12 protein-coding genes are annotated in these 14288 nt (G+C 72.8%); 9 read left to right on the top strand and 3 right to left on the bottom strand.

Annotation, left to right across the window (positions count from 1 at the left end; translation table 11 throughout):
* The first annotated feature begins 57 nt into the window (after positions 1-57).
* Positions 58-1230: a substrate-binding domain-containing protein gene (locus ACF09C_RS28590; RefSeq protein WP_392095598.1), complete on the top strand. Its 1173-nt coding sequence runs from the start codon at positions 58-60 to the stop codon at positions 1228-1230.
* A gap of 108 nt (positions 1231-1338) precedes the next feature.
* Here the strand turns inward: ACF09C_RS28590 and ACF09C_RS28585 are convergent, their stop codons facing one another.
* On the bottom strand, positions 1339-2496 hold the full coding sequence (locus ACF09C_RS28585) for a sensor histidine kinase (RefSeq protein ID WP_392095596.1): 1158 nt from the start codon (positions 2494-2496) through the stop codon (positions 1339-1341).
* Positions 2497-2782: 286 nt separating this feature from the next.
* On the opposite strand from ACF09C_RS28585, the gene ACF09C_RS28580 reads away from it, so the two are divergent.
* From ACF09C_RS28580 to ACF09C_RS28555, 6 genes are all read left to right on the top strand, one after another.
* Complete coding sequence (locus tag ACF09C_RS28580; RefSeq protein WP_392095594.1) at positions 2783-4000, top strand: amino acid decarboxylase; 1218 nt, start codon at positions 2783-2785, stop codon at positions 3998-4000.
* Between the two features lie 429 nt (positions 4001-4429).
* Positions 4430-5236, top strand: a complete 807-nt coding sequence (locus ACF09C_RS28575) for an MHYT domain-containing protein (protein WP_392095593.1) — start codon at positions 4430-4432, stop codon at positions 5234-5236.
* 48 nt (positions 5237-5284) lie between these two features.
* Positions 5285-7780 (top strand): nitrate- and nitrite sensing domain-containing protein, encoded by a 2496-nt coding sequence (locus ACF09C_RS28570; RefSeq protein WP_392095592.1) that lies wholly within the window; start codon positions 5285-5287, stop codon positions 7778-7780.
* Entirely contained in the window at positions 7777-8205 is a 429-nt protein-coding gene (locus ACF09C_RS28565) for a roadblock/LC7 domain-containing protein (RefSeq protein ID WP_392095590.1), read from the top strand. The genes ACF09C_RS28570 and ACF09C_RS28565 overlap by 4 nt, the downstream gene beginning before the upstream one ends.
* On the top strand, positions 8198-8575 hold the full coding sequence (locus ACF09C_RS28560; RefSeq protein WP_392095589.1) for a DUF742 domain-containing protein: 378 nt from the start codon (positions 8198-8200) through the stop codon (positions 8573-8575). Before ACF09C_RS28565 ends, ACF09C_RS28560 begins: the two co-directional genes overlap by 8 nt.
* Positions 8556-9131 carry an ATP/GTP-binding protein gene (locus tag ACF09C_RS28555; protein WP_392095587.1) on the top strand — a complete coding sequence of 192 codons (576 nt, stop codon included), beginning with the start codon at positions 8556-8558 and terminating at the stop codon, positions 9129-9131. The genes ACF09C_RS28560 and ACF09C_RS28555 overlap by 20 nt, the downstream gene beginning before the upstream one ends.
* 92 nt (positions 9132-9223) lie before the next feature.
* On the opposite strand, the gene ACF09C_RS28550 is transcribed toward ACF09C_RS28555, so the two are convergent.
* Entirely contained in the window at positions 9224-10495 is a 1272-nt protein-coding gene (locus ACF09C_RS28550; RefSeq protein ID WP_392095585.1) for an alpha-L-fucosidase, read from the bottom strand.
* A gap of 155 nt (positions 10496-10650) precedes the next feature.
* The gene (locus ACF09C_RS28545) at positions 10651-11577 is read right to left on the bottom strand and encodes a LysR substrate-binding domain-containing protein (RefSeq protein WP_392095584.1); all 927 of its coding nucleotides are present in this window, start codon (positions 11575-11577) and stop codon (positions 10651-10653) included.
* A gap of 73 nt (positions 11578-11650) precedes the next feature.
* On the opposite strand from ACF09C_RS28545, the gene ACF09C_RS28540 reads away from it, so the two are divergent.
* Positions 11651-13144 (top strand): aminotransferase class I/II-fold pyridoxal phosphate-dependent enzyme, encoded by a 1494-nt coding sequence (locus tag ACF09C_RS28540; protein WP_392095583.1) that lies wholly within the window; start codon positions 11651-11653, stop codon positions 13142-13144.
* 88 nt (positions 13145-13232) lie between these two features.
* Positions 13233-14168 (top strand): ABC transporter substrate-binding protein, encoded by a 936-nt coding sequence (locus ACF09C_RS28535; protein WP_392095582.1) that lies wholly within the window; start codon positions 13233-13235, stop codon positions 14166-14168.
* Positions 14169-14288: the final 120 nt, after the last annotated feature.

The raw sequence follows: 14288 nt of genomic DNA, 5'->3' as shown, positions 1-14288 counted from the left end.
AGAGTAGGGTGATCGCGCGAAGCTGAGCGCGGAGTCGAGGGACAGCTGGGAGACGGTGTGCGGTACACGGTGGACGAACGGCACGAGCGGATCGTGGAGCTCGTGCGGGAGCACGGCAGCCTGCGCGTCGCCGACCTCGCCCACCACCTCGGCATCTCCCTGGTCACCGCGCGCCGTGACGTGGAGGCGCTGGCCTCCGGCGGCCGGCTCGACCGGGTGCGCGGAGCCGTCCACTGGCCGGGCACCCCGGCGCCGCGCGGAAACGTGCCGCAGCCCATCCCCGAGCTGCGTCCCGCCCCCGCGGAAGAGCCGGAAGCGCCGGTGATCGGCATGGTCGTCCCGCAGTCCCAGCACTACTTCGGCGAGATCATCCGGGGCGCCCGGGAGACCGTCGCCGCGGCCGGCGGCCGGCTCATCCTCGGCTACTCCGGCTACCGGCCCGAACAGGACACGGCCCAGGTGGACCGCATGCTGGAGGCCGGTGTCCACGGTCTGCTCCTGACGCCCAGCTGGCCGAGCGGCACCGGCGGGGCCGGGGACACGGGCGGGGCGGACGCCACAGGCGGGGAGCTCACGTTGCCGGCGGTCCTGGTGGAGCGCCGTGGCGAGGTGGGCACCCGCGTCGCCGGGCTCGACCACGTCTGCACCGATCACGCCGCGGGCGCCGGAGTGGCGGTGCGCCACCTGATCGAGATGGGGCACCGGAAGATCGTGCTCGTCGCCGGGGACAGCCCGACCGCGGTCCAGGTGAGGCGCGGTTACGAGGCGGCACTGCGCGCCTTCGGGGTGGCCGGCCCGCCGGTCGAGCCCCTGGCCCTGCAGGGCGGCGAGATCGACACGGAGCGGATCGACGCCGTCGCGGAGCGGCTGGCCGCCCTGGTGGACGGTGGCGAGGTCACCGCCGCGCTCGTGCTCAGCGACATCGACGCGATCCTGCTCCTGCAGAGCCTGCGCAGCCGCGCGGCCCACCTCCGCGTCCCGGAGGACCTCGCCCTCGTGGCGTACGACGACGACGTGGCCGCGCTCTCCGACCTCCCGCTCACGGCGGTCGCTCCACCGAAGTACGAGGTCGGGGCGACCGCCGCCGAGCTGCTCCTCCAGCGGGTGCGCGAGCACGCCGCGGGGACCTCGGGAGGGGCTCGCCGGCACGTCGATCTGCTGCCTGAGCTGCGGGTACGCGCGTCCTGTGGCGAGGCGACGGAAAAAACTTCCGATCATTCCGATCGATAGCCCTACCACTCCGGCGGTGCTTCGATCAGCACCGATCAGGGCCTGTCGAGCCCCGCGCGATGGGCCGTCCACGCCGCCCGCAGACGGCGGTCAGGAGGACCCGGATACTCATGGCGTTCCTCGGCGGTGGGGGATGACGGCCGAGACCAGGAAGCCGCCCTCGTGCGGCCCCGCTGTGAGTGTCCCGCCGAGCAGCGTCACACGCTCGGTCATGCCGACGAGGCCGTGGCCCCCGCTGGGCAGGTCGACCTGGGGCGGACCGGTGGGCGCCGTGTTGGCGACCGCCAGGTGCACGCCGTCGGCGCGGCAGTCCACCGCCACGCGCACGGTGGCGCCGGGGGCGTACTTGGCGGCGTTGGTGAGCGACTCGCGCACGATCCGGTGCAGCGCGCGCTGCACCGCGGGCGGCAGGGTCTCGGGGTGGCCGTCCACCCGGAGCTCCACCCGCTGTCCGCGCTCGCGCGCCTGCGTCACCAGCTCGGACACCCCTTCGGCGTCCGGCTCCGCGCCCCGCCCGCCCTGCCCGGCGGCCGCACGGGACGGGGACAGGACGCCGAGAATCTCGCGCAACTCCTCCAGCGCCTGCCAGCCGTCGGACCTGATGAGCGCGGCGGTGCGGACGGTCTCCGGCGCGCGTCCGTCCGCGCCGACCTCCAGGGCGCCGGCGGCCAGCACCATGTTGCTCACCCGGTGGCCGACCACGTCGTGCATCTCCCGGGCGATCTCGGCCCGCTCCTCGGCCCGCGCCCGTTCGTCCAGGAGCTGGTTCTGGCGCTCCAGATCGGCGACCCGGGCCTGTACGGTCGCCGTCAGGTCGCGCCGTACACCCACCGCGTACCCGACGGCGAGCGGTCCGACGATCGCGGCGAGCGAATAGGCGGCCTCCCGTACCCCTGCGGTCGGCAGTCCGCCGTGCAGGCCGACGAGGCCGGCGGCGAAGCCTGCCACGCCGTAGGCGACGAGGACCCTCAACCTGCGGTCGAGGCTGCCGACGGTGTACATCGCGACGGCGAGCGCCACCGGGGTGAAGGACACCACGTGCATGACGAGCACGAAGTCGGCCACGAGGTACGGCCGTCGTCTGCGCCACCAGAGCGTGGCTCCGACGAGCGCGGCGCAGGCCGCGATCACCGGCGTGGGCAGCCCGGTCAGCAGACCGCTGGACGGCTTCACCCACGAGTCGCCGATGCCCAGGGCGACGACGACCAGGGTGACCAAGGCGTCCACACGCCTCGGTGGCCAGCGGGAGTGCGGGGGCGCGGGCATGCTGTCACGGTATCCAGCGCGCACCGGCGGGGCTCGGTGAGCGCCGCCGGGGCTGACCCGTTCAGGCCTTCGCGTCGCCGGCATGATCCGAACGAAAGCCCCAGGTCGTCGACTCCGGGCCGTTCGGCCTGTCGGAGGTCGGGCCCGGCCGTGACTTTCGAAAGGTCGGGGGCCGTCGCCGGGCGGTGACGATGGAACGGATGCCGTGCGGAGGCGCACCCCACCTGCCCGGACGGCGTCGACCGTTCCAGGCAGCCGCAGGCCGGTGGGGAGAAGCACGGCAGACATGTCCCCCACCGAGGTCCGGCCCGCCCGGAAGATCTGGGTGCTGTCCCAGGGCAGCCCACTCGAACACTTCATCACCGCTCTGGTCGTGCCGGCCCTGGGCCGGAGCGTGGCCGTCCAGCGGGACGCCCCCGCCTCGGTCCTGGACGGCCTCGTCCTGTCCGGCCTCGACGCGGCGTTCCTGCGGCCCTCGGTCGACCTCGCCCACGGGATCGCGCACTGCGTCAGGGCCGAGGACCTGGCCGAAGCGGCCGCGACCCGCGCCGACCTGGCCGCGGCCCACATCGTCTCCCCCACCCGGTACGGCGCCGTGGCGGACGTCCGGGCGCTCGCCGACGCGGCCCATGAAGCGGGGGTTCCGCTGATCGTCGACGAGACCTGGCGTTCTCCGCTGTTCGGCGGGCATCCGGAGGTGCTGCCGGACGCGCTCGCGTACGGCGCGGACCTGACGGTCGTACGCGGCGCGACTCCCGTGCTCCGGTTGGGAGACGGGCCGCACGCCGACCTGCTGCGGCCGCTCATCGATCGCGCGGTGGACCTCGCGGGCCGTGCGCACGGGGAGGTGCCGCCGTCGGCACGGCCCCCGCACGGCTGGGACCACGTCCTCGACTCGCTGGAGGCTGCCGTCACGATCCGCGCGGGCGTCCGGAAGGAGGGCCGGTTCACCCTGGTCGACGAGGGGTTCGCCGGCATCGGCGGGATCGCCGCGGCGGAGCCGCTCCGCATCACGGTCAACACGCGTGACGGTGGCGTCCGCGGGCACCGGGCGCTCCGGCAACTGGCGGACGCGGCCCGCGGCGTGACCGTCGGGACGGCCACCGGGACCGTCCTCTCCGTGGTGCTCGGCACCGAGGTCGAGCCGGACGCCGAAGGGTTCCTCGACGCGCTGCACGCCCTGCCGGTCCTCCCCACCGAACTGCCGGAGCCCCTGCGGCTGGCCCTCCCCGAACCGGGGCCCGGCCGGCTCACCGTCCGCGAGGCCTTCTTCGGGACGGCTCGGGTGGTGCCCTCGGCCACGGCGGTGGGCATGGTCTCCGCCGCCACGGTCACGGCGTGCCCGCCCGGTGTGCCGGTCCTGATGCCCGGTGAGGTCATCACGGCGGAGACGGTGGCCTTTCTCACCGCGGTGTCCCGGTCGAAGGGGGGCCGTGTCAGCGGGGCCGCCGACGCGGACGGTCTCGGCCTGCGGGTGGTCGAGGAATCGGTCGCCGACTGGTGACGGTGACTTTCGTCAGCGCGACCCGTCACCAAGGTCAGCGCGGAAGCGTTCCCGCGCAACTGAGAATGGATACAGACACCGCACGGAGTACCGAATCCCCCGTCAACTGGACTCCGTGCGGTGTTCTCTTTCCGCGCCGCTTTCCATGTGTCGCGAAGACGTCAAGACCCCGTGGTCCCCCTTGGTGAAAAAGCGTCGGGAATTCCGGTGATCCGCATCACTCGACGAACGGATGGGGCGGTTTCCGGGGCACGGTTCTGTCCGGATGACGCGCATAGACGCTCACTGAACTCGCTGGTAGGACAGCACTCCGTGCCCTCGCGCGAGCCGAATGCCGACTCCGATCGTTTTCACGGAATTTCCCCGGTCGGGTTCGGTGCTAGCGTCCGTCGCCGCGAAGTTGAACTCTGAACCGTGAACGGAGGGACTGTGGCGCATCTGCACCACTTCGGCGCCGGCTGGCTTTCCCCGGTCCTCGCCTATGCGATGGCCTGTGTCGGATCCGCACTCGGACTGCGCTGTACCGTCAGGGCGCTTGCGGCCGAGGGCCGTTCGCGACGCAATTGGCTCGTCACGGCGTCCGTCGCCATCGCCTCCGGCATCTGGACCATGCACTTCGTCGCGATGCTGGGCTTCGGCGTCGCCGGGTCGGCGATCCGCTACGACGTCCCGCTCACCCTCCTCAGCCTCGTCGTCGCCATGGCGGTGGTCGGCCTGGGCGTCTTCACCGTCGGCCACGGTCGCAACCGGTGGCGTTCCCTGCTGCTCGGCGGTCTCGGTACCGGACTCGGCGTGGGTGCGATGCACTACCTCGGCATGGCGGCGCTGCGTCTGAACGGAACGGTGAGCTACGACCCGCCGTTGGTCGCCCTCTCGCTCGTCATCGCCGTCGTCGCGGCAACCGCCGCCCTGTGGGCGGCACTCACGGTGCACGGCGCGGCCGGCGCGGTGATCGCCTCCCTGGTCATGGGAGCCGCGGTGAGCAGCATGCACTACACGGGCATGGCCGCCGTCGTCGTCGAACTCGCCCCGCGCCGCACGGTGCTCGACGGCGTCACGGCGACGGAGTTCGTCTTCCCCCTCGCCGTGGTGCTCGGATCGTTCCTCTTCCTCGCCTCCGCCTTCGTCGCCCTCTCGCCCACCGCGCGGGAGAGCGCGGAGAACGCCGAGGCCGCGGAGGCCGCGGAGGCGGCCGAGGCCGCCTCGCTCGACGTGGCGGTCGTGCCGTCCCGCTGAGCACCGACCTCCCCCGCATCCCCCTCCCCCTGACTGTTCGAGGAACCGATGAGCGCACGTCTGGTGCCACGCTCGATCCGGGCGAAGATTGTCTGCCTCCTGATGGTCCCCGCCGTGTCCCTGATGGCGCTGTGGGCGTACGCGACCGTCACCACCGCGCGCGGCGTCTCGGAGCTGAGCCGCGTCCAGGAGGCCAACTCCACCCTGTTGAAACCGATCGACACCCTGGTCGTCTCGCTCCAGGCGGAACGCGCCGGAGCCCTGCGTCATCTGGCCGCCCCGAGCACGGAGCGGGCGGATTCCCTGGGCGGCCTGGAGAAGGACACCGACTCCGCCTCCGCCGCCCTCCGCCGCGGCGCCCGGGCGAGCACCCTGGACGTCCAGGCCGTCGGCGCGGACTTCTCAGGGCGCGTCGACCAGCTCATGGCGGACCTCGACGGTGTGACGGCGCTGCGCAAGCAGGCCCGTGCGTCGGACGAGGCCTGGAAGGACGTGTACGACGCCTACGGGCGCGTGATCGAGCACGCCTTCGCCGTGCAGGGCTCCTTGGCCGCGCTGCACGAACCGGAGCACGCCTCACCTGCCCGGGTCGTCCTCGAACTCGCGTGGGCCCGGGAGATGATCGCCCGTGAGGACGCCCTGATGGGCACCGCCCAGGCGGCGAACCGCCTCACCCGTGAGCAGTACCAGGAGTTCGTGGGCTCGGCCCACACCCAGCGCCGTCTCTTCGGGGCAGTGGACGATCTGCCGTCTGCCGAAGCCGCCGCGTACCGTGCGGTCCTCTCCGGCAACCCGATGCGTGAGATGCGCGCGACGGAGGACCGGATGCGCGCCGCCGGCAGCGCCTCCGCGGCCGGCCGCCTGGCCTCGTCCGCCGAGTGGAAGGCGTCGGCCGACGACGTCCTCCAGCAGTTCGCAACGGCCCAGGCGGGGGCGAGCACGGCCGCGATCGACGCCGCAAGCCCGGTCTCCTTCGCCGTCCTCGGCGGCTCCGGCGTCGCCGTGGCGCTCGGACTGCTCGGCGTGCTGCTCTCCCTCTTCATCTCGGTCCGGATCGGCCGCGGCCTGGTCCGCGAGCTGACGGACCTGCGCAACTCCGCCCTCACCCTCGCCGGGCGCGAACTGCCCGAGACCATCCGGAAGCTGCACACGGGCGAGAGCGTCGACCTCGACGTCCTCGCACCGCTGCGCGCGCACCGCGACGACGAGGTCGGGCAGGTCGGTGCCGCGCTCGTCGCCGTGCACCGCGCGGCGGTCGTGTCGGCGGCCGAGCGTGCCCAGGTCCTCCACGGGATCTCCGGTGTGTACGTCAATCTGGCGCGCCGTAGCCAGGCCCTGCTGCACCGTCAGCTCGCCCTCCTCGACACCATGGAGCGGCGCAACGAGGACCCGGTGGAGCTGGAGGACCTCTTCCGCCTGGACCACCTCACCACCCGTATGCGCCGGCACTCCGAGAGCCTGATCATCCTCTCCGGCGCGGCGCCGGGGCGTGGCTGGCGGCAGCCGGTCCCGCTGCTCGACGTGGTCAGGTCCGCCGTGGCGGAGGTCGAGGACTTCCGCCGGGTCGAGGTGCACGCCGTCCCCGAGGTCCGCGTGCACGGCGCCGCGGTCGCCGACCTCATCCATCTGCTGGCCGAACTCGTTGAGAACGCGACGGCCTTCTCACCGCCCCACACCACGGTGCGGGTGCGCGGTGAGCGGGTGGGTTCCGGGGTCGCCCTGGAGATCGAGGACCGCGGCCTCGGGATGAGTACCGAAGGCTTCGCCGAGGCCAACAGCCGGATCGAGGACACGGGCAGGATCGACTTGCTCGACAGCGGGCAGCTGGGCCTGTTCGTGGTGAACCGGCTGGCCCACCGCCTCGACGCGCGGGTCGCCCTGCAGCCCTCGGTGTACGGCGGTGTCGTGGCCGTGATCCTGCTGCCGACGTCCCTGATCAGCGAGGCTCCGGCGGAATCGGAGGCGGACGGGGGCGACGACTCCCTGCCGCGCCGCCGCCCGGAGCGGCGGCCGGTGCGGGCGGGCCGCGGCGGAGGTCGTCACCGGGCCCCCGCCGTGGAGGCCGCCGAGCCGCTCGCGGTCCCGCAGCAGCAGCACCGACCGGCCGTGCCCCGTCCGGACGTCGTGGCCCCCGTGACGGGGGCGGCATCGGTGACGTCCGTGCCGGGCGTGTCCTCCCCGGCCGAGGCGGCATCAGCGGCACCCGCGACAGACGTGGCGCCCGTGCCGGCCCTGCCGGACACGGCCCAGATTGCCGCCGCACCGCACGTGCTCGCTCCGTCTCCGGCCGTCCCCGCGCCGGGCGACAAGGCCGCGCTGCCGCGCCGCGTGCGGCAGCGGTCCGCGCCCGGCGTCGCGGACGGTGTCGCCGAGCCGGACCCGTACGCGCCGCCGGCGCCGGACGGGCCCCGTCGCTCCCCGGAACAGGCGCGGGCCGCCATGACCTCGTTCCGTGCGGGCTGGGCCCGCGGGAACTCCGACCGTGTGCCTCGACCGGACACCGCACACGGGGACACCACAGATCGTGAAGGAGAGAGCCGATGACCGGCAACCGCCACCGCTCCGGTGAACTCGACTGGCTGCTGGAGGAACTGGTCACGCACGTTCCGGCGATCCACCATGCCGTCGTCCTGTCGGGCGACGGGCTGCCCGTCGGCATGTCCGCGGCCCTGACCAGGGACGACGGCGAGAGATTCGCCGCCATCGCCTCGGGGTTCCACAGCCTCGCCAAGGGCACGGGACACCACTTCAGCGCCGGCCAGGTCATCCAGACCCTGGTCGAACTGGAGGACGGCTTCCTCTTCGTCGTCGCCGCCGGCCACGGCTCCTGTCTCGCCGTGTTCAGCGACGCGAGCGCCGACGTGGGCCTCGTCGCGTACGAGATGGCCCGGTTGGTCAAGCGGGTCGGCGCCCACCTCGGCACACCGGCACGCGGCGACGCGGGTGCGATGCCGCTCCTCGATGACTGAGCACGGCAGGCGCTGGTACGACGACGAGGCGGGCCCGCTGGTACGCCTCTACGCGATGACCTCGGGCCGGGCGCGGCCCGCCGGCAGCGAGACGTTCGACCTGATGACCCTCGTGCACGGCCTGCCGCGCCCCGAACGGGGCCCGGTGATCTCGCCGGAGGAGTCGGAGATCCACCGGCTCTGCGGTGCCCGCCCCCGGCCCGTGGCCGACATCGCGTCCGACGCGGGCCTGCCGCTCGCCGTCGTACGGGTGCTTCTCGGCAACCTGCTGGAGGCCGGACTCGTCCGGGTCAGTCCTCCCGTACCCCCAGCCCAACTCCCCGACCAGCGCGTCCTCAAGAGAGTGATCGATGGACTCCGAGCCCTCTGACGTATCCTTCCTCGCCCTGAAGATCCTCGTGGCCGGTGGCTTCGGCGTCGGCAAGACCACCCTGATCGGGGCGGTCAGCGAGATCCGGCCCCTGAACACCGAGGAGCTGCTGACCGAGGCGGGCCGCCCGACCGACAGCCTCGACGGCGTGACCGAGAAGCGCACGACGACGGTGGCCCTGGACTTCGGCCGCATCACGCTCGGCGACGATCTGGCGCTGTACCTCTTCGGCACACCCGGCCAGAACCGTTTCTGGTTCCTCTGGGACGAACTGGCGCGGGGCGCGCTGGGCGCGGTGGTGCTGGCGGACACCAGACGGCTGGTGGACTCCTTTCCCGCGATCGACTACTTCGAGCGCAGGCGACTGCCGTTCGTCGTGGCCGTCAACTGCTTCGACGGGGCGCGCGACTACAGCGCCGAGGATGTGGCGGCCGCGCTCGACCTCGACGAGGGCACCCCGGTGGTGCTGTGCGACGCGCGCGAGCGGGAGTCGGGCAAGGAGGTCCTGATCGCGCTGGTCGAACACGCCACCACTGAACTCCGTCCCCTCGGGTAGCCGCCGTCCCGGCACCCGAGGGGGCGGGCCCGTGCGGACCGGGCGCGTCGGTGCGCCCGGTCCGCCGGTGTTTTTCGTCGAGGCCCGGGGGCTCAGTCCCGGCCGGTCCCCCGGTAGAGGTCGAGCTCGCCGTCGAGTTCGACGGCCAGGACGGTGGCCCGCTCGTCGGTGTCCGCGCCCTCCGGGGCGTCGATCCACAGCACGCCGGGCACCTCGCCGAGGCCGCCGACGGTCCGGTGCTCCCGTTCGGCGCCGGTGCCGACCACCCGGACGCGCTTGACCGGTGTCCGCAGTCCGCGCAGGGAGACCGACTCGCGCGGCGGGTCGAAGCAGACCAGGTAGAGCGTGCGCCGGTCGGCCGAGAGGGTGCTGGGTCCGTAGTGGTGCCCCGCCGGGAGGCCGGCCACGGTGCCGTACACGGCCTCGGCGTGCCGGGCGATCCAGTCGCCGAGGCCCTCCAGACGCTCGACCTGCTCGGCCGGGATCGTGCCGTCCTCGCGGGGGCCGACGGCCAGCAGCAGGTTGCCGCCCATGCCGATGGTCTCGGTGAAGTAGCGCACCAGTTGGCGCACCGACTTCTGGTTGTGGTCGCCGTGCTGGTAGCCCCAGGAGTCGTTGACGGTCAGGCACAGCTCCCAGGGGCCGTCCGGCGGCAGGAGCGGCACGCCCTGCTCGGGGGTGGCGTAGTCGCCGTGGCTCAGCATCCGGGCGTTCAGGACCGTGTCCGGGTTTCCGGCGAGGATCCGCTCGGCGAGCCGGCGCATCCCCCACTGTTCCTCGCTGCGCTCCCCCTCCCCGTCGAACCACAGCAGGTCGGGACGGAACCGTGCGACGAGCTCGCCGACCTGGGCGTCGCGGTAGGCGACGTAGCGGGCCCAGGCCTCCGGGTCCTCGACGCCGTCTGCCGGAGTGACGAGGGGGTTCGTGGCGACGTCCCCGTTGGGCGCGTCGGGGTGGACCACGCTCGCGTAGTCGGGGTGGTTCCAGTCGGAGTGCGAGTAGTACAGACCGACCTTGAGACCGTGCTCGCGCAGGGCCTCGGCGTATCCGGCGACCAGGTCGCGGCCTGCCGGGGTGTGCCGTACGACGTTCAGGTCGCCGTGCTCGGTGTCCCACAGGGCCACGCCGTCGTGGTGGCGCGCGGTGAGCACGGCGTAGCGGGCGCCCACCCGGGCGAACAGCTCGGCCCAGGCGCGCGGGTCGTACGCCGACGCCGTGAAGCGGTCCAGCTGGCCCATGTACTTCTCGTGCGGGACCCGGCCGTCGTAGAAGGCCCAGGACTCGGGGACGCCGTCGACGGCGTAGATGCCGTAGTGGAGGAAGATGCCCAACTTGGCATCGGGGAACCAGGGTTGCATCGGCATGGGATCAGGTCCTCGGTGGGAGGGGCGCGGGGAGTTCTCCGCCCGGCCACGCTAGGTCCGGCCCCGGGTCCCGCGGGTGGGCCGGACTCACCGTCGCTGGTCCGTTTTCACCAGCCCGCCGTGCGGAGTCGGGGCGCCGCGCCCGCTCCCGGTCGTCAGCCCAGGGGCTGCGCGTCCCATGCCGCCGTGACGCGGGCCGCCTGGCTCTGCAGGGAGGCGACCAGGTCCTGCACGCTGGGCGCGGCCGTGGAGCGCAGGGCGGCGACGCTGATCTCGCGGGCCAGCGGCGGCCCTTCCAGCGGGCGTACGACGACGTCGGCGCGCGGGGCCCCGAGGGCCAGGCGGGGGACGAGCGAGACTCCCGTACCGGCCGCGACGAAGCCCTGCACGACGCCGTAGTCGTCGGTGCGCATCACATGGACGGGTTCGAAGCCGTGCCGCGCGCAGGCCCAGGACAGGAGCCGGTCGCAGGGGTCGCGGGGGTCGGCGGCCCCGACCCAGTCGTCCTCGCGCAGCTCCTCCAGCGGCACCCGCTCCAGGGCCGCGCACCGGTGGTCGGCGGGCAGGACCAGCAGGAGCGGATCGGTCAGCAGGGGGTGCACCTCGAAGGCGTCCTCCAGGTCGAGCCGGTCGCCGGGCTGCGAGAAGACGAGCGCGACCTGCAGTTCGCGGGAGCGCAGTCCGTTCAGGAGGACGGGCAGCTCGCCCTCGGTGAGGGAGACGTGCACGCCCTGTGCGTGCAGCGCGCGGACCGCGCCGGGCAGCAGCAGCGCCCCCGCGGTGGGGAAGGTCCCGACGTGCAGCGTGCGGGTGCCGCGCGCCGCTTGGGCGCGTACCTCACGCTCCGCCAGGCGCAGCCGGGCGAGCACCGCCTCGGCGTGCGGCAGCAGCGTCTCCCCCAGCTCCGTGAGCGCGGCGCCGCGCGGGCCCCGCTGCACCAGCGGGGCGTCGAAGTGCCGCTCCAGGACGGTCAGATGGTGGGTGACCGTCGGTTGCGAGTAGTGCAGCGCGCGGGCGGCCCCGGCGAGGGAACCCTCGTGGGCGATGGCCCGCAGGACATGGAGATGACGTACTTCAAGCATATAGACAGAGTATGGAGATACCTCAAGGAATGCAGCATTCCCTTAACGGTCGGCGAATCCCACACTGGGCGACGTGAACAGCACCACAGCCGTAGCACCCCACCCCTGCCCGACCGGAACACGCCAGGACGTGGCGCCGTACGCGGACGCCGTGCGGACGCACGCCGAGCGCGCCTGGCTCCGTCTCAACGTCCCGGGTCACGCCGCAGAGGCGACGAGCCCCCTCGCCCAGACCTTCGGCCCCGACCTCCTCACGCTGGACTTCCCCCCGCTGCTCGAAGGGCTCGACCTCGGCACGGACACTCCGATGGACCGGGCCACGGAGCTGGCGGCGGAGGCCTGGGGCGCCCGCCGCACCTGGTTCCTGACCAACGGTGCCTCGCAGGGCAACCAGATCGCCTCCCTGGTCACGCCGATGCTCGGCCGCACGCTCGTCGTGCAGCGCAGCGTGCACTCCAGCGTGATCGACGGCCTGGTGCTCTCCGGTCTGAAGGCCGCGTTCGTGCAGCCGTCCCTCGACACCGGGCAGGGCATCGCGCACGGCGTCACGGCCGAGGCGGTCGCCGAGGCGCTCTCGTCCCACTCCGACGCGGCGGCCGTGTACGTGGTCTCGCCGAGCTATTTCGGCGCCGTCGCCGACATCCGGGCCATCGCCGACACGGCGCACGCGCACGGCGTGCCGCTGATCGTGGACGAGGCGTGGGGATCGCACTTCGGGTTCCACCCGGGGCTGCCCTCGGGCGCCCTCGCCCAGGGCGCCGACCTGGTGACCTCCAGCACGCACAAACTGGCCGGGAGCCTGACCCAGTCGGCCATGCTGCACCTGGGACACGGCCCCTTCGCGGATCTCCTCGAACCCCTCGTCGACCGTGCCTTCCGGCTCGTGGAGTCCACGAGCGCGAGCGCGATCCTGCTGGCCTCGCTCGATGTCGCGCGCAGGGCCCTGGCCTGCGGTCAGGAGACCCTCGGGGCGTCGATCGAGGCCGCGGACCGGATCCGGTCGGTCGTCAGAAGGCTGGGCCGGTACGGGGTGGTCAGCGACGGCTTCGGGGGCTTCCCGGACATCGTCGCCGCCGACCCGCTGCGCGTCGCCATCGACACCAGGGCCGGCGGGATCAGCGGTCACGAGGCCCGCCGCCTGCTGTTCCGCGACCACCAGATCATGGTCGAGGTCTCCACCGACTCCGCCGTCGTCGCGGTCCTCGGGGCGGGCAGCGCCCCGGACACCGACCGCTTCGTCGAAGCGCTGCACACCCTGCCGCGCCCGCTCGGGACCGACACCGACCGCGGGATACGGCTCTCGCTCCCGGAGCCGGGCGAGGCCGTCCTGACCCCCCGCGAGGCCTTCATGAGCCCCGGCCGGGTCGTGCCCGCCGTCGAGGCCGTGGGCCGGGTGTCCGCGGACACCCTGGCCGCCTACCCGCCCGGCATCCCCAATGTGCTGCCCGGTGAGGTCATCACCAGTCAGACGGTGCGTTTCCTGCAGCTCACCGCGGCCGCGCCGACCGGGCACGTCCGCGGCGCGGTCGACCCGACGGTCTCCCACCTCCGGGTCGTCGACGCCTGACCGAGCGGCCACCACCGGCCGCCAACGCACCACCGCACGTCCAACTCCCCGCTGTTTCCCACCCTTTCCTCGAAGGAGTCCACCGATCATGACCGGAGCGGCAGCAAGAAGAGGGACGGTCGCGACCCTCGCCCTCGTGAGCGCGGCAGCCCTGACCCTCACGGGCTGTGGAGACCAGACCGGCAGCGGATCGTCGAACCAGGGGAGTAACAGCGAAGCCCCGCTGTTCTCCAAGCTGCCCGCCGACATCCAGAAGTCCGGTGTCATCAAGGTCGGCACGGACGCCACCTACGCCCCGATGGAGTTCAAGGAGGGCGAGAAGATCGTCGGTGTCGACCCCGACATCGCCGCCGCCCTCGGCAAGCAGCTCGGCGTGGAGTTCCAGTTCACCAGCGGTACGTTCGACACCCTGCTCACCGCGCTGCCGACCGGCCGTACGGACATCGCGATGTCGTCCATCACCGACACCAAGGCCCGCCAGGAGGGTCTGGACGACAAGGGCCAGAAGACCGGTAACGGTGTCGACTTCGTCGACTACTTCAACGCGGGCTCCATCGTGTACGTCCAGAAGGGCAACCCGAAGAAGATCGCGTCGCTCGAGGACCTCTGTGGGAAGACGACGGCCGTGCAGCGCGGCACGACCTTCGAAACGGTGGCCAAGACCCAGTCGGAGGCCTGCGAGAAGGCCGGGAAGCCGGCCGTCAGGATCGAGTCGTTCCCGACCGACGCCGAGGCCCAGACCCGCGTCAAGGCGGGCGGCGCGGACGCGGGCATCAACGACTACCCCGTCGCGGCACACCTGGCGCGCACCGCCGAGGGCGGGAACGCCTTCGAGATCGTCGGGGACCAGGTCGACGCGGGCCCCTTCGGGATCGCCGTGGACAAGAAGAACACCCAGCTGCGCGACGCGCTCAAGGAGGCGCTCGACGCCATCATCCTCGACGGTTCGTACAAGAAGGCGCTGGACAAGTGGGGCGCGGGCACAGGTGCGGTGACCTCCGCCGAGATCAACGGCGGCTCCTGACCCCTCCGTGCCACTGAAGTACGTACCACTGAAGGGCAGTCGTTGTGACTGACAAGTTCGACAAGGTTCCCGACGGGGCGGCTCCCGCCCCGTCGGGCCTGCCGCCGGAGGCCATCAAGG

Origin of the sequence: Streptomyces sp. NPDC014870 (assembly GCF_043081505.1) — a bacterium.
Lineage (GTDB): Bacteria > Actinomycetota > Actinomycetes > Streptomycetales > Streptomycetaceae > Streptomyces.
This window is presented reverse-complemented; position numbering and strand designations above follow the sequence as displayed.